At 55.2% G+C, this 15,057-nt stretch carries 12 protein-coding genes, 1 pseudogene, 1 riboswitch and 1 other annotated feature; of the genes and pseudogenes, 3 read left to right on the top strand and 10 right to left on the bottom strand.

The annotated features are described in order from the left end of the window. Positions 1 to 10: 10 nt before the first annotated feature. The 7 genes from ACZ5WQ_RS08780 to ACZ5WQ_RS08750 all read right to left on the bottom strand — a co-directional run bounded on the left by ACZ5WQ_RS08780 (position 11) and on the right by ACZ5WQ_RS08750 (position 8,438). A complete protein-coding gene (locus ACZ5WQ_RS08780) occupies positions 11 to 1,459 on the bottom strand; it encodes a tyrosine-type recombinase/integrase (protein ID WP_464383586.1) in 1,449 nt (482 codons plus the stop codon). Positions 1,460 to 1,462: 3 nt separating this feature from the next. Further along, positions 1,463 to 2,089, bottom strand: a complete 627-nt coding sequence (locus ACZ5WQ_RS08775) for a hypothetical protein (protein WP_464383585.1) — start codon at positions 2,087 to 2,089, stop codon at positions 1,463 to 1,465. After that, entirely contained in the window at positions 2,086 to 2,697 is a 612-nt protein-coding gene (locus ACZ5WQ_RS08770) for a hypothetical protein (RefSeq protein WP_464383584.1), read from the bottom strand. The genes ACZ5WQ_RS08775 and ACZ5WQ_RS08770 overlap by 4 nt, the downstream gene beginning before the upstream one ends. Beyond that, the gene (locus tag ACZ5WQ_RS08765) at positions 2,672 to 3,700 is read right to left on the bottom strand and encodes an IS30-like element ISPsp4 family transposase (RefSeq protein ID WP_464382270.1); all 1,029 of its coding nucleotides are present in this window, start codon (positions 3,698 to 3,700) and stop codon (positions 2,672 to 2,674) included. The genes ACZ5WQ_RS08770 and ACZ5WQ_RS08765 overlap by 26 nt, the downstream gene beginning before the upstream one ends. Continuing rightward, positions 3,675 to 4,202, bottom strand: a complete 528-nt coding sequence (locus ACZ5WQ_RS08760; RefSeq protein WP_464383583.1) for a hypothetical protein — start codon at positions 4,200 to 4,202, stop codon at positions 3,675 to 3,677. The genes ACZ5WQ_RS08765 and ACZ5WQ_RS08760 overlap by 26 nt, the downstream gene beginning before the upstream one ends. A gap of 168 nt (positions 4,203 to 4,370) precedes the next feature. Next, positions 4,371 to 5,593, bottom strand: a protein-coding gene (locus ACZ5WQ_RS08755) for an IS3 family transposase (RefSeq protein ID WP_228246832.1) whose coding sequence is annotated in 2 segments (ribosomal slippage) — positions 4,371 to 5,308 and positions 5,308 to 5,593 — 1,224 coding nt in all. Because the reading frame shifts where the segments join, the coding sequence is not laid out codon by codon here. Continuing rightward, positions 5,199 to 5,315: a sequence feature (AL1L pseudoknot), on the bottom strand. Its footprint overlaps the gene before it by 117 nt. 532 nt (positions 5,594 to 6,125) lie before the next feature. Next, positions 6,126 to 8,438, bottom strand: a complete 2,313-nt coding sequence (locus tag ACZ5WQ_RS08750) for a hypothetical protein (protein WP_464383582.1) — start codon at positions 8,436 to 8,438, stop codon at positions 6,126 to 6,128. A 77-nt stretch (positions 8,439 to 8,515) separates the two neighbouring features. Here ACZ5WQ_RS08750 and hrpB point away from each other — a divergent pair. The 3 genes and pseudogenes from hrpB to ACZ5WQ_RS08735 all read left to right on the top strand — a co-directional run. After that, positions 8,516 to 10,672: pseudogene (gene hrpB / locus ACZ5WQ_RS08745) on the top strand (ATP-dependent helicase HrpB); the annotation flags it as partial. A 64-nt stretch (positions 10,673 to 10,736) separates the two neighbouring features. Then, positions 10,737 to 11,756, top strand: coding sequence for a class I SAM-dependent methyltransferase (locus ACZ5WQ_RS08740; RefSeq protein ID WP_233048298.1), 1,020 nt, complete (start codon positions 10,737 to 10,739; stop codon positions 11,754 to 11,756). Positions 11,757 to 11,782: 26 nt separating this feature from the next. After that, positions 11,783 to 11,967: riboswitch (yybP-ykoY riboswitch) on the top strand. A gap of 25 nt (positions 11,968 to 11,992) precedes the next feature. After that, complete coding sequence (locus ACZ5WQ_RS08735; protein WP_088273512.1) at positions 11,993 to 12,580, top strand: TMEM165/GDT1 family protein; 588 nt, start codon at positions 11,993 to 11,995, stop codon at positions 12,578 to 12,580. A 1-nt stretch (position 12,581) separates the two neighbouring features. Here ACZ5WQ_RS08735 and ACZ5WQ_RS08730 read toward each other — a convergent pair whose 3' ends face one another. From ACZ5WQ_RS08730 to ACZ5WQ_RS08720, 3 genes are read right to left on the bottom strand one after another with little or no spacing between them, the layout of a single operon-like run. Beyond that, positions 12,582 to 13,523, bottom strand: a complete 942-nt coding sequence (locus ACZ5WQ_RS08730; RefSeq protein WP_269686953.1) for a GGDEF domain-containing protein — start codon at positions 13,521 to 13,523, stop codon at positions 12,582 to 12,584. A gap of 50 nt (positions 13,524 to 13,573) precedes the next feature. Continuing rightward, complete coding sequence (locus ACZ5WQ_RS08725) at positions 13,574 to 14,689, bottom strand: beta/alpha barrel domain-containing protein (protein ID WP_464383581.1); 1,116 nt, start codon at positions 14,687 to 14,689, stop codon at positions 13,574 to 13,576. A 3-nt stretch (positions 14,690 to 14,692) separates the two neighbouring features. Further along, positions 14,693 to 14,917: a hypothetical protein gene (locus ACZ5WQ_RS08720; protein WP_464383580.1), complete on the bottom strand. Its 225-nt coding sequence runs from the start codon at positions 14,915 to 14,917 to the stop codon at positions 14,693 to 14,695. Positions 14,918 to 15,057 lie beyond the last annotated feature (140 nt).

The raw sequence follows: 15,057 nt of genomic DNA, 5'->3' as shown, positions 1-15,057 counted from the left end.
GTGGGGGCTATCAAGAGCCCCCTTTCTTCTGTCTGAATAACGCGGATTCACGCTGCTCAGCAATCAAAAAGTCCTTCTCTGCCATGTCTTCAAGGGCCCGAGATTTCCTTGCATACTCGTCGACTGGCATACCCTCTTCCAGCATGGCGCGCAGTTCCTTTTGCTCGGCCATGTACTTATGTATGGCCATGACTAGGTGTACTGAACTGACTGTTTCTTTGTAGTTCGATAGGTCACCGAACGCGACGTGAATGTAGTGCTCGACAGACTTATTATCTAGGTGACCCGTCCAGCTTGTGATCTCTGCGATGAATGTCTGACTATCCAGTAGCGCTCGCCGAAACTCGTCAACGTTTGTGAGTTGATGCCGCTGAATGAACAGTTTGAATAGGTTAGTGATGAAGGCGTGACGGAACATGTGAGCTGTCACTTGGGCCTTGATGCCGGCGAGCTTTCGGAGCGTTAATATCTCATTTGAGATCGCCGCGCTTGTGAGTCGCCGCCCGGTCGTTTCAGACACGAAGAAGTACCCGTGATCTTGGCCATCCTTGTAGACACTGCGCATTATTTTTCGACGTTCAACGTCAATGTATTGTCGCAGCTTCTTAAGTGCGGTGATAAAAACTGGTACGAAGCGTTCTGCTCCTTCTTCACGCTTTAGCGTGTCAAGTCTCAAAAGTGGATGCTCCATTTGCATAGCTCTAAGAACATCCTCAACCCGTAAATTAGCAATCTCCTCCCGCCGGGCCCCGGTGTCGTTAAGTAAATCAATAAGGCATCCCATTCTGACTTTAACGAAAGAAGGTGATTTGCATTTTCGAATAGCGGCTTTTAGGAGCCCAATCTGTTCTTGCGAAACTGGATCTCTTCTGTGGGGTCTGCGCCTACTACCAAAAGAGTGATGATGTAGATAATATTTAACTATTAACTTTCCGGTCTTTGATGTGGTCTTGTGGCATTCCTGGTGTGCTCTAATGGAGCCGGTTTCCGACACAAATTGATTTTCGCCATGGAATCTGCCTACGAATGATAAAAAATCTAACCATATACGACCTGTGGATATAACAGAGTTCTGGGACTTTTTAGGCTGTGATGGATTGTAGGAAGAAGTTTCTTTACGAATTTCAGCAATGTAATCCGAAAATCGACCGTCGTTCAAATTGATGGGGTCAAGCTTGTCTCTATAGAGTAGTCGGACTAATTGGCTAACCTTGGCTGCGTAATCACCCATCGATCCGCCTTTCTGCCCTTTACGAGATAACCCTTGCCTTCCGCGTCCTTTTCTAAGCAAAAGTGAGTGCATATACAGGTTGCCAATTAAACAAGGTGAACCGTTAGGCCAAATAATAAATGGCATGTTGGTTGCGTCGCGGGTGCTCAATCGACCAACCGAGAAGTGACTAAAAGCTTGAAACTCCCCCAGTAAATAATAGAGCTTTCGCTTTTCAGGTATGGGCACGGTTCACCTTTTTCGATAGTGATCTATATTTGTAACTACCGTCGATGGGTTAGATGTTTCGGTAGGGGTCGGTAGGATGTTGAAGGGAGGAATGGCCATGCTTGTTATGGCGCGGAGTATTTGAAGTGCATCATCGGTTCGTTTAGCTCGGATACTGTCGCTAGAAGCATCCCTGATACTTGTAAACTGGTGCATGCTTTCGCTAAGCGCTTGTAGAAGAATCACATTAGTCTGCCGCTGCATTTCGAGCTCTTGCTCTAGCTGGTGGACTTTTAGTGTGAGACCAGATTTGCTTCTTTTGTTAGCGCGCTGCTCTTGTTTATCTGAACGATGTAGAGCGTCGATAGCTTTGGTGCGGAGATTGTCGAGAGATCGGAATCCGCCGACTAGGTTTTCATTAGCATGTGTCTTCAAGGTATTCAGGCTGACAGGGGATGTGGATTTGAATTCGCCTTGCCCCATATCAACTGATCGCGCAAGGTTGGCGAGGCCTCCCTGTGTTTTCAGCGCAGCGCGCAGCTCCGTATCTGAGCTAAATTTTTCAGGCATCTGATTAATTTGCACCAATAACGCTTGAAGGGCCTTTAGGCCCTCCAGTATTAGAGCGCTCTTCGAGTTTGATTTTCTCATTCTGCTTCCTTTGTGCGGATGAGTCGAGCAATCACTTTAAACTGTTTGCCAATATTGTCGGTGAAGAACTCAGGTTCAATCTCGATCCAGCCTTCTTTAATTAGATCAAAAATTTGATCTTCCAGCTCATTTGTGTCAATAAGGCTGAAGTCATCTGTGCCATATTTATCTTTAAGAAGACCAGCAAGCTCGATAAAATTCTCGATACAGCCTTGGTGTAGTTGCTCAGCTACATAATGGGCTTTAGAGCCTGCCAAGACTGAGCCATCTATAGACTCCTTGATATATCGGTACACATGCTGTGGATCGGTCTGGCCAAGCATCCAGCGTAGCGTGTCAATTTTGGCGAAGCTACCACAATAAAAGAAGAGCATGGCGAAAAAACGGCGCAATTGGTGCTGTCGGAAATATGGCCGCCTGCCTGCTGAATCCAATGGGATCTCAAAGTAATCGCAGAAGAGATCAAGGTTTCTATTGTAAACATGCACACTGCAATCAGTTAAAGTGGCTGCGCCCTTGAGGTGTGGTACTGAGAAAAGACGATGAATTCTGTGGCGGTTGCAGGAGCTGAGTGCAACACGGTTATTGAATTGACGCAGGAGCATCATATTGCATAGCCAAGGCTTTCTGCATCACTTCGCTCATGACTTCGATAGGACATTTGAAATCGAAGCGCTTACGTGGACGCATGTTCAGTTGAAACGCAATGGCATCCAGTTCTTCTTGGCTATGTACCGACAAGTCAGTGCCCTTGGGCAGGTACTGGCGGATCAGGCCATTAATGTTTTCGTTGCTGCCGCGCTGCCAAGGGCTGTGCGGGTCACAGAAGTAGATCGCCACACCGGTTCTCTGGGTGATCTCGGCGTGCTGTGCCATTTCCCTGCCCTGGTCGTAGGTCATGCTCTTGCGCATCGCCAGCGGCATGTTATTGAGGGCGGCGCTGAAGCCCTCCATTGCCGAGGTCGCCGTCGCGTCGTTCATCTTCACCAGCATCAGGTAGCCACTAGTGCGCTCCACCAGCGTACCTACAGACGAGGCGTTAGCCTTACCCTTAATAAGGTCGCCTTCCCAATGCCCCGGCATCAGTCGGTCTTCAACTTCCGGCGGGCGCAAGTGAATGCTGACCATCTCTGGAATCTGCCCGCGCCGATCCACACCGCCAAGGCGTGGTCTACGTGTCGTCTTGCCTTGGCGCAAACGAAGGATCAACTCCTTGCGCAGCTCACCGACGGGCAGGGCATAAATCGCGTTGTAGATCGTCTCGCGACAGACGTAGGCATCTCTAAGACTGGGTATGTTCATACTGCGCAGCTTGCCGGCAATCTGCTCGGGAGACAAACGCTGGCGCAGCATATGGATCACCAGTTCAAAGCGCTCACTACCTGGCAGCAGCTTTCGCATGGGTCGACAAGCCTGGCGGCGGACCTTCATCCGCTGCTGAGCCACGCGGGCCGAGTAGCTGCCAGCTGCATCTCGATTGCGGCGCATCTCTCGGCTGACCGTCGAAGGGGATCGGTTGATCAAGCAGGCAATCCTGCGCAAGCTGAGGCCTTGGGCATGACTAACTTGAATGGTGGCACGCTCTTCAACGCTGAGTTCGGAATAAGACATAGGGCTGCACCGTACCGGAAAGGTCAGGTGTTGCACTCAGTTTTTGCCGCCGCCTGTGTAAATATCCGGCACGTTTAAGTATCTTCTGCATCTTAATTAGATTTTTTATCATATCGACCGCAATTGGCTCGATTGGGCGAGATTCCTTGCGGCGCATGCCAAATAAATGGCGAGTGCTCTTGGCAAGGCTGAATATTAACCACTCTTCAGTACTATCTAGGCAGTCGTCAGCTGGAAGACTGTACATCTCACTTACCCGCCTAGCGGATAAAACGCCGGTAACTAGTTGAGCGCAGCCTATGTACACGGATAGAAGTTCATAAAGGCCCACGTTGTTTCTTAGGTTGGCAAAGTACTCTTCTTTAATTCCTTTAACTCCCAGCCTGTTGTGGCCTGTTCCTTTTGGGCGAATTGATAGTGAAAGGCGATTGACGCCGAGGGCCGATATCTCAGGGTTCAGAAGGTCTTTAATTTCATCCTGAGTTAGAGATGATGGGCTCAAACCCCGGTTCTTGCACTCAATGGCAATCCGGCAAAAAGATTCTATTAGTGGGGTGCCATAATCTAGATGAAACTCAATTGCGTTGCGAATTGAATTGAACACAAGTTCGGATGGTAGAGATCGGTATCTTGAATCACACCGGGTTTCATGGAGACCATTTCGTTTAAGTCAGGCGGCCATGGCCTGACCGGTGTGTTGCTGGTAGAAGTTTGCCTCAGCTTCTGCCGGCGGTATATATCCAATCGAGCTCAGTAGCCGTTGGTGGTTGTACCAGTGAACCCACTTCAAGGTGGCGATTTCGACGGCTTCGCGGCTCCGCCAGGACTGCCGGTAAATCAATTCCGCTTTGTACAAGCCATTGATGGTTTCCGCCAAGGCGTTGTCGTAGCTGTCTCCTTTGCTACCAACAGAGGGCTCTATTCCAGCCTCAGCGAGACGCTCCGTATAACGAATAGAGACGTACTGACTACCCCTATCGCTATGGTGGATCAGACTGTCCGTGTGGCTTGGCTGCCGGGCGTAGAGTGCTTGCTCCAGGGCATCGAGCACGAATTCCGTTTTCATGCTGTTGCTCACACGCCAGCCGACGATGCGTCGTGCGAAAACATCGATAACAAAAGCTACATAGAGCCAGCCCTGCCACGTTGATACGTATGTAAAGTCTGAAACCCAAAGCTGATTGGGACGGTCAGCATTGAACTGGCGCTGAACCTTGTCGAGCGGACAGACGGCTTTGCCATCAGGCACCGTGGTACGAACTACCTGGCCGCGCCGGACGCCCTGCAATCCCAAGCGGCGCATCAGCCGCGCAACGGTACAACGGGCAACGTGCACCTTGTCGCGCCTGAGTTGCTTCCAGACTTTCACGACGCCGTAGCACTGCATGTTGTCCTCCCATACACGCTTGATGTCCTCACACAGCAGATCATCCTGTTGGGCGCGAGTGCTTCGCCGCTCAGGCTGTCGAGCACGTGCTGCATGCAGGTAGTAACCGGACGGAGCGATCTGCACCACGCGGCAGATCGACTCGACCCCGTAACGGTCACGGTACTCGTCAACGAAGGCGTTCAGGGTTTGTTGCGGCGGTCGAGCTCCGCCTGGGCAAAATAAGCACTGGCCAGGCGGAGGATCTCGTTCGCTTTACGCAGCTCACGGTTCTCGCGCTCCAAGGCCTTGATACGATCCCGTTCCTCAGTCGTCTGACCGGGTCGCTGGCCGTTGTCGGTCTGGTGTTTGCGCACCCAGCCATGCAGTGTCTGCGGAACACAACCAATCTTGGGTGCAATGGATTCGATGGCTGCCCACTCGGATGGGTAGTCCTTCAAGTTCTCCAGAACCATGCGCACAGCACGTTCACGGACTTCAGGGGAGTAGCTATTGGATTTCTTCATGCCTCATTCTCTCAAGAGTTGAGGCCTCCACGAAACCCGGTGTGATTCAGTTTTAGATAGTAGGTCAAGGCAGTACCTTGTAAGTCGCTTATTCCATTCGTAAATGGATTCTGAAATCAATGGGTTTGAAGAAATAGCTTCTAGGATTTCGATGAGATTTCCGGCGGTGAGACCTTCCAGCCCATACTTTCCGAGTTGGTAGCGTTTGCTGTGGATCAATAAATAGTCAATTACATGGCAGACGCCTCGAAATTCTCTAAGTTGCTGATCTCGCGAGTTGGTTTCATTGTGATAGCCTGAGGTGGTGCGAGTGCTAGACGTTAGATAGTATTTGAAACCAAGTAGTAACTTTTCGTTCTTTCGATCCGTCAAGGTGCTCCCGTCGTCGAGTTGGATGTTCCAGTCGAGATGTTTAGGTTCGTCAAAATCAAAGCTGTACGTCCAGTTCGTATCATCGAAATCACTTAGGAGCCAGTTCGCCTTGCGATATAGTTGGCTTGGCTCAACTAGGAGTGGTGCTATGAACGATAGTTCAGGTGGTAGTTGCATGAATTAGAATTTCCATCTGTGAAGGATCAGCATTGCGCCGGGCTATATCTAGCTGTTCTTGGAGGTCGCTGTTATAACCTTCTTCAATTTCGCGAATGATCAAATTCGTAAGTCGCGACCAATAAATAGCTTTGGGACAAAGCGTTGATCTGTCTTTGGCTGCAAATACGGCGTCGCTTAGAGAGGTCAGTATGGTGAGCAGACCGACATCAATTGATATCAGTACTTTGGATTCGTTGGCGACCTGTTCTTTTGGGCTTGTTGATGGATTCTTGTAAGGATAATCGGGATTTTGCAGGTGCTGTGGAATGTCACGTAGTGCATGGTTCGAAAGAAACTCATGAAGCTTATCCATGCTCTCGAAGCGAGTCGCTTCAAGCAGTCGAGGGCTACCTGCCATAGCCTTGCAAATGATTCCTCTCTGGAAGGCTCTGATCCAGCGAGTCTGAATGAATGCAAGGATGGGCTCAGGCAGGTATCTGCTTAGTAGAGATGAGTTGTAGGCAGCGTGACCTAAAGCTTGGGACATATCCTCCGCACTACCGGTTTTTAAGAAAATCTGGACGGCGCTGGAGGCCCGGAGAGTGGTCAATGACAGTCTCAGCAGAAGGCTATGGCTCTCTTCGTGATTTATGTTATTCGCCTCTGCGAACTCTGCCACTAACTCTTGCTTCTGCTTAAGCGTTGCGTTATTTAGCGTCAATGTCTTTGGTCGAGATGGGTATCTAATTGACCTGGCTGCGTGAAGAAATAGGAACCGCCATGCATCGTCCCCGGCTTTTCGGAGCTCATCGCGTAGGGGCTGGGTCGCTACTATCAGGCGCCGAACCAATGCTGCTTGGCGCGGTGTCAGAAGAATTTTGATCTCGCTTAGATTGGGGCCTCTGCGATCCTTGTATCCAGTTAGCTGGTATCCAGAATCAAGCTTTAAAAAACCAAATAAATTACCTCTTTTATCATAGAGTTCAAAATTCTCAAAGAGGCTGTCTGTCAGTTTCGGATAGGCGTGCGTAAGTAATACTTGTAATGCAAAATGATGCTCGATGGTGGGGATGGAAAAAAGTTTCGCTAGTTCTATTCTCGACGAAGAGCCAATTATTTTTTCTCGGTTTTTACGGATGTGCGCTAGGTCATAGCACTTTAAAGTCGCACAAAGATTGTCTTCTCCGCATTCGGAGATCGATTTTTTTTGCGTATTTCCGCCGTGAATAGGTTCCCCTGTAGAAGCTAGTCGTTCCTTTTTTAGTGTGTCTTTGCGCAGCTCTGAAAGTTTAGTCTTGGCCCAGGTGGTGGATAGCTTTATGTCACGGTCTATATTTTTGAATAGGATTTCGATTGCGTCTGAATCTGTAATGTGTATTGGGATCTCTGTGATTAATTTGTTTTTGATTGGCGTTCCATCTATGCCCTTTCTGATATTTGTATGAGTGCCTGGGCGGCACTGGGCAATTGGGCGCGGTAGTTCGTTACTAAAAGGTCTTGCCCATACTCCTGGGGTAATATATGTTTCAGTTATCAGGGTAATAAACTTCGAGTAATGCCTTGCTTTGCTGGAGATGTCTGTTCCGTTCTCTAGTGCTCGCATGAAATTGAATATCATGAATCTGGTAAAAATCTCATTCAGCTCTAATGGATTCTGGAAGCTCAAAGCAGAGTACAAGTCTGCATTGTCAGCAATAAATACAAGGAACAAACTGAACTCGGTATGTGCTGGTGCTATTCTCTTAGCTGCGTCTTGGCAATATCGCGTGTAGATTACCTCCGCAAATTCCTCACCGTACGCGTTCCAAACCAGGCATATCGGTAAATAAGCCGTCGCTTTTTGGCTCCTTACACTCCATCCATTCCAGTAGCGAATCAGTTTGGGGTTCAGGCTTTCTTTCTGTTTCTCCCACTGAGAGTGATTGCTTTTATCCGACTGCTCCGAGCTCACTAACTCCGGCAGAAGTGGTATCTCATGACGCATTTCTGCAAGGAGTAAAAGGAAAGTCCTGCGATATTTCGCCCTAGTTTGATAGCCCACCGAAATTAGTGATTCATCTAAGAGGGAGCCCAAAAATCCCTTTGCGATGACTGAAAAAGAAGGGGACGAGAGGGATAGGTATGTGACCTCGCTTCCTGTTAGGTGACAGTAAGCCTCGAGCAGCTTTGTAACCGGGGGCATGCAGGGTGCAAGCCCCTTTGGAACCTTCGTGCCACAACGAGCCATGAGGGCTACGACATCCGGGGGCAGCACCAGAAAAGGGTAGTTCACCAAAGAAAAGCCGCTTTTGATAATTGTCAGATCACTTTTCATGGCTTTTCACGCTCGAAATGGCTTTATTTAGTGAATTAGTGCAAAAATGATAAAATTGTGCAAGTGGCAAAATCACGGAGCGCAGCCTGGATGCCGATCTGGGTCTGGCGCTCTGCGTACAGACCCAGCAGTACCTGCGGGATGATCCGCCGCTGCGGCTGCTGGTCATGTCGGCGACGCTTGATGCAGAGGGCGTCAGCCGTCTGCTGGATGACGCTCCGATTATTACCAGCCAGGGGCGTCAGTATCCGGTGGATATTCGCTATGGCGCACCGGCAACCCTGGGGCGCCCGAATGATGCCGAGGTGGTGCACACCGTGCTGCGCGCACTGGACGAGGAAAGCGGCAGCGTGCTGGTGTTTCTGCCGGGCATGGCCGAGATCCGCCGGGTATTGGCGCGGCTGGAAGAGGCGCTGGGCGAGCAGCAGAACGTGCTGCTCACGCCGCTGTATGGCGACCTGGATCTCGCTGCTCAGCGCCGTGCCATCGAACCGGCACCGGCGGGTCAGCGCAAAATCGTGCTGGCGACCGCCATTGCCGAGACCAGTCTGACCATCGAGGGCATTCGCGTGGTGGTGGATGCCGGCCTGTCGCGTGAGGCGGCGTTTGATCCGCTGTCGGGCATGAGCGCATTGCAGACCCGACGGGTGTCGCGCGCCGCCGCCGAGCAGCGCGCTGGCCGGGCCGGGCGCCTGGAGCCCGGCGTCTGTTACCGGCTGTGGTCGGCCCAGCAGCACGAGCAGCTGGCGGCGCAGCGCGATGCTGAAATACTGCAGGCCGATCTCGCACCGCTGGCACTGCAGCTGGCGCAGTGGGGCGTGCAGCAGCCCGATGAGCTGGTATGGCTGGACCCGCCGCCAACCGCCGCGCTGGATCAGGGGCGTGAGCTGCTGGAACGGCTCGGTGCCTTGCAGCGCGATGGCGCTAACTGGCAGCTCACCGAGCACGGGCGCGTGCTGGCCGGTTTACCGATGCACCCGCGGCTGGCGCATATGCTGGTGGAGGGGCAGCGCCTTGGGCTGGCCAAGTTGGCCGCCCGCATCGCGGCGATAGTCGATGAGCGCGATCTGCTGCGCCGCGCCGACAATGCCGATCTGAGTGTACGTCTGGCGCTGTTTGACGACCCGCGCGGCGCGGATGTAGACCGCGGCGCATTGCAGCGCGCCAAGCGTCTGGTTGAGCAATGGTCGCGTCTGCTCGCCCGGTTGCCGGCCACCGATCCGGTCAGTGACCCGCAGCACGACGACTGGCACGGCGTGCTGCTGGCGCTGGCCTATCCGGACCGTATCGCGCAGCGCCGCGGTGCAGCCGGCGCCGACTACCGTCTGGCCAATGGTCGTTCAGCCGGGTTTGCCGAGGTTGACCGCCTTCAGCAATCCGAATGGCTGGCGGTGGCGGCGCTGGGCGGGCAGGGCGGCCAGCGTCAGGCGCGGATTTTTATGGCTGCCGAGCTGAATGTGGCGCGTCTGCTGGCGGTTGAACCGGTGCTGCTGAGCGAACGCGATACGCTGGAGTGGGACAGCCGCAGTGAAACCCTGCTGGCCGAACGGCAGCAGCGCATCGGCGAGCTGATCTGGCAGCGCAAGGCGCTGCCGCAAGTGGCGCCCGAACAACGCCAGCGCGCGCTCTGCGATGTGGTGCGCAGGCAAGGCATTAACTTGCTGCCGTGGACACCGGAGCAGCGGCAGTGGCAGGCGCGGGTGCAGTTGCTGCGCGAGCTGGATCTGGCGCAGGGCAATGATAGCCGCTGGCCCGACCTGTCGGACGAGGCCCTGCTCGCCACTCTGGAAGACTGGTTGGCACCCTATCTGGACAAGGTCAACCGGCTGGCGCATTTCGCCAACCTGGAGCTGGGCAATATTCTCGCCGGATTACTGCCCTGGCCACTGCCCAAGGAGCTGGACGAGCAGGCGCCGAACCACTGGACGGTGCCGACCGGCTCGCGGATTCGCATCGATTACAGCGAGACGCCGCCGGTGCTGGCGGTGCGTCTGCAGGAGATGTTCGGCAGCGCCGACACCCCGCGTATTGCTGGCGGCCGGCAGGTACTGAAACTGCATCTGCTGTCACCGGCCCAGCGTCCGGTGCAGGTCACTCAGGATCTGGCCGGCTTCTGGAAGGGCAGTTACGCCGAGGTTAAAAAAGACATGAAGGGCCGTTACCCAAAGCACCATTGGCCGGATGATCCGCTGCAGGCGGAGCCCACACGCCGGGCCAAGCCGCGTGGTACTTGAGCCGCGCACTAAATCAGTACATCCCTTACAATGCGCCCCTTTGCACCAATCAGCGGAGAGCCCGATGGACAACACCAGCCAGATACTTGAGCGCAGCGCCGAGCTGTTTCGCGGTCAGCGCCTGCTGCTGGTCAATCCTGCGGCAGATGGGCTGACCCGCAGCCTTGAGGCCGACTGGACGCTCTGGTGCTGGGACTACGCCAGCAGCCGCGGGCTGGCTGGTGCGCTGCCGGAAGAGCGGCTGGTGTTCTCCCATCTGTGTCCGCAGGTCGATGAGCTTGATGCGGCGATTCTGGTCATGCCCAAGGCAATTGAGCGCGCCGAGTATGCGCTGGCGCAGATGCTGCCGTTGCTGGCGCAGGGCAAGCCGGTCTATCTGGTTGGCGAAAAGAAGGGCGGCATTACCCGGGCGGAGAAACTGCTGGGCCGCTATGGAGCGCACCCGGAGAAACTTGATTCGGCGCGGCATTGTCAGCTCTGGCGGGTGATCGTCGATCAGCCGGTTGCGCCATTCCGGCTTGAGGACTGGCGGCAGCAGTACGAGTTGAGGTTTGACGATCAGCCGCTGCAACTGGTCAGTCTGCCGGGCGTGTTCAGTCATGGCCGACTGGACGAGGGCAGCGAGCTGTTGCTGGCCGAGCAACAGGCGCTGCCGGCCGGCCGGGTGCTGGATTTTGGCTGTGGCTCTGGCGTGCTGTCGCTGGTCATGGCGCGGCGTAACCCGGGTTGCCGGTTTGAACTGGTCGATATCGATGCGCTAGCCATTTACTGCGCGCGGCAGTCGCTGGCGCTCAACGGCGTTGCGGCCGAGGTGCATGCCTCCGACGGGCTGAGTGACGTACACGGCCGCTTTGCCGCGGTTATCAGCAACCCGCCGTTTCATACCGGTATCCGTCAGGACACCAGCATCGCCGAACGCTTCTTCGAGCAGGTGACCCGTAACCTGCAGCCGGGAGGAGAGTTGCGCATCGTTGCCAACGGCTTTTTGCGTTACCCGCCGCTGATCGAGGAGCACATTGGGCCCTGTCAGGTGTTGCGTGAGAACAACCGGTTCAAGGTCTACTCGGCGGTCGCGCCGGGTTGATTCAGCCGGCCTTTGCCGTTATAGTTGCGCCCGTCTTAGGGGAGTAGCCTCTGCGCAAGCGCCTGCTTGCACCGGCAAACGTCAACATAGTTGATCCGCAGATCATGGCGTTTGCGACCCTCCACCGCTCAATGCGGTATCGGGTTTGACGAGACCTTTGACACGCGACCACCAGCCGAGGGCGGGGGTAGTCGTGTGTCAATGGAACCGTAATCCCGCCCTCTTCTGGAACCTCCGTGGAAGCTTTTTTCGTATCGAGCGGGATCGTCACGCTGGCTGAGATCGGCGACAAGACCCAACTGCTGGCACTGCTGCTGGCGGCGCGTTTTCGCCGGCCGTGGCCAATCATCTGGGGTATTCTGGTGGCGACTGTGGCCAATCACGCGATGGCCGGTGCCATCGGCCAACTGGTTGCCGACTACCTGAACGACACCTGGCAGCACGCCATTCTTGCTGTGTCGTTTCTGGCGGTTGCCGCCTGGACGTTGATTCCCGACAAACTGGATGAAGACGACGCGCCACCGGTTGGGCGTTATGGCGCGTTCGTTGCGACCGTCATTGCCTTCTTCCTCGCGGAGATGGGTGACAAGACCCAGATCGCAACGGTGGTGCTGGCTGCGCAATTCGATGCCTACGTCTGGGTAGTTCTGGGCACGACCGTTGGCATGCTGCTGGCCAACGTACCGGTGGTGATTTTGGGTAATGTCGCGGCAGAGCGCCTGCCGCTGACCCTGATCCGCCGCATTACCGCCCTGGCATTCCTGCTGCTGGGGTTGTACTCGGCGTGGCTGCTGGTGCAGCCGATGCTGACAACGGCGGGCTGAGTCAGGCGCCGTTGACGATACGGTTGCGGCCCTGCTGCTTGGCCTGATACAGGCTGCGATCCACGGCGTCGAGGAAGGCCCGTGGGTCGTCATGCTGACCGGGCACAATGGTGCCAATGCCCATACTGACAGTCAGAATCTGGCCCGCTTCCGAGTTGGCGTGGGGAATCTGCTCCTTGAAAATCAGCGAGCGGCAACGCTCTGCCACGCGCTCGGCAGCCTTGGCGTCGGTCTCCGGCAGCACCAGTACGAACTCTTCACCGCCGTAGCGGGCAAAGAAATCGCGCGAACGCGCTGCGGCGCCACTCAATGCCTGGGCAACCCGTTTAAGGCAGTCGTCGCCGCTGATATGGCCGTAGTGGTCGTTGTACTGCTTGAAGTAGTCGATATCGAGCAGAATGACCGACAGCGGCTGGCCGTTGCGCCGGGCATTGGTCCATTCCAGCTGCAGAATGGAGTCGAACATGCGACGGTTGGCGGCGCCGGTCAGGCCGTCCTTGAAAGACAGCTCCTCCAGTTCCTTTTGCAGGGTTTTCAGGCGTTCTTCGGTTTTCTTGCGCTCGCTGATGTCGAACATGAAGCCGATGAGGGCCTCAACCTCGCCATCCTCGTCACGTACCACATGAACCACGTCGCGAATCCACACGTACTCGCCGTCGGCAGTAAGTGCCCGGTAGTCGGCTTCGTGATCGGTTCCGGCCTGGGACTGGGATATGCAGAAGTTCACTACCCACTCGCGGTCCTCCGGATGCATGCGGTTGGCCCAGTCGTCGGCGCTGATCCAGCTGTCCTGTGTCCAGCCCAGCAGGTGTTCGATCTGCGGGCCGATGTAGGCGAAGGTCATGGTCTTCCAGTCGATCTTCCAGGGAATGGCCTTGGTTGATTCGAGCAGTGTCTTATAGACCGCGCTGTCGTGGGCTATCTCGGTGGCGATGTCGCTCATACCCGTATCCTGTTGACGTTTTTTTGTTCAGTGCTGAATGTAAGCATGCTTCATGCCAGTTGGCCATCACTTGGCGTTACACCTGATGACGTATTGCCTGCTGTCTGCCGTGCGCGCTGATACAGCGTCAGCAGCTTGGCCGGCTGGTCATAGACGATGCGCTGGCCGGCGCGCAAGTCGCGGCGCATCAGCCGGATCATTTGCTCCAGAACAGGCTGGGCGAAGCTGTCGGCAGGCTGTCCGGTGACCTCTGCCAAGCGCCCGGCAATCACGGGTGCATCGCTGACAACCGGGCAGATGCGGTAACCATAGCTGCCACCGATGGCCTGGGGAACCAGATCCATGAAGCGGTCGGGACGTTGGCGGAAGAAGCTCAGCGGCAGCCGGTAGGCGTTATTGCCGAGAATTGGCAGGTCGTCAGGTACCGCTTCCTCTTCGTCCAGTACCTGCAGGCGGGTCGCCAGCGGCAGCAGCCGGTCGAGCCGGTAGGTAGATGCCATGTGCCGATTGCCGACCCGAACCAGATTCGCAATCAGTTCCCCCAGAGACGCATGGCCGATAATGGCAGCACGTTTGGGTAGCCCGCCCCAGGCACCGTCTGCCCCGTTGAGCAGGGCCTCGATGACGGAGGCGTTCTCGACGCCTGCGCCGGCATTAATATGTACCAGCAACTTGAGTGGCGCAGGCAGACAGCGGCGAGCGACGGCGACAAAGGCGCCAACCTGGAACGGCAGGTAGGTGCCTCGATCATCTTCCATGCTCAGCCCGAAGATCGGCTGCTGTGCCAGCAACTGCAGTATCTCGATGGTTTCGTCAGGATTCTGGATGAAGGCATCGCAGCCATCGACTACGTTGATCATGATCCTGGGTGCGCCGCCGTCATCGCCACGGATGTTTTGCTGCAGCCAGGCGATGCTGGCGGGAATGCTGCGACGCAGGGTAGCGAAGTCGTATTGGCCGGCCATACCGTCCCGGCTCAGGTAGATCTCGTGCAGCGTATTGGGCACGCGGTAGTCGCGCAATTTGAGCATCGACGGCGAGGGCGTGAATTCACCGGTGTCGTTGACCAGCCCGAGATCGGTAAAGGCGTAGCAGCCGCTCATGTCGACCTGATGGTCGCGCAGGTAGATCATAAAGTCGTCGTCGACTTCCAGCTCGTCGGGCATGGCTTAGTCGAGGGTGCCCAGCAGAATGTTGCGAAAACCGAATTCGCGCAGCTTTGGCAGGATCTCCAGCTTGTCCTGCAGCGTCTGACCAACCCGGGCGCCGACCGGGTTCTCGCGCAGCGACAGGTCGATAAAGAACGGATCAATAGAGCGCAACCGGTCAATCTTGTCCTGGGCACCGGCCAAAATGGCGCGGGCATCGGCGAGCAACGTATTGTCTGGCATCATGGCGACCTTCCATGGTGGTCAAAAAACACTCTGTATAGCACTGCGCCGCCTGGTCAGCCAGTGTGCAGATGTATACAGGTGCGACCAAAGGACACTGCCGGGATGTCATCTTACTGTGGAATGATGCGGCCTTTTGCGGA

The sequence above is a fragment of the Halopseudomonas sp. T1L2 genome, from assembly GCF_055397385.1.
The sequence above is the reverse complement of the archived record's forward strand: the minus strand, read 5'-3'. Positions and strand labels throughout refer to the sequence as shown.

Coding starts and splice junctions, on each gene's coding strand:
- ACZ5WQ_RS08775 (WP_464383585.1), bottom strand. CDS start 2,089: ATGAGAAAATCAAACTCGAAGAGCGCTCTAATACTGGAGGGCCTAAAG.
- ACZ5WQ_RS08770 (WP_464383584.1), bottom strand. CDS start 2,697: ATGATGCTCCTGCGTCAATTCAATAACCGTGTTGCACTCAGCTCCTGC.
- ACZ5WQ_RS08765 (WP_464382270.1), bottom strand. CDS start 3,700: ATGTCTTATTCCGAACTCAGCGTTGAAGAGCGTGCCACCATTCAAGTT.
- ACZ5WQ_RS08750 (WP_464383582.1), bottom strand. CDS start 8,438: ATGAAAAGTGATCTGACAATTATCAAAAGCGGCTTTTCTTTGGTGAAC.
- ACZ5WQ_RS08740 (WP_233048298.1), top strand. CDS start 10,737: ATGGACAACACCAGCCAGATACTTGAGCGCAGCGCCGAGCTGTTTCGC.
- ACZ5WQ_RS08730 (WP_269686953.1), bottom strand. CDS start 13,523: ATGAGCGACATCGCCACCGAGATAGCCCACGACAGCGCGGTCTATAAG.
- ACZ5WQ_RS08725 (WP_464383581.1), bottom strand. CDS start 14,689: ATGCCCGACGAGCTGGAAGTCGACGACGACTTTATGATCTACCTGCGC.
- ACZ5WQ_RS08720 (WP_464383580.1), bottom strand. CDS start 14,917: ATGATGCCAGACAATACGTTGCTCGCCGATGCCCGCGCCATTTTGGCC.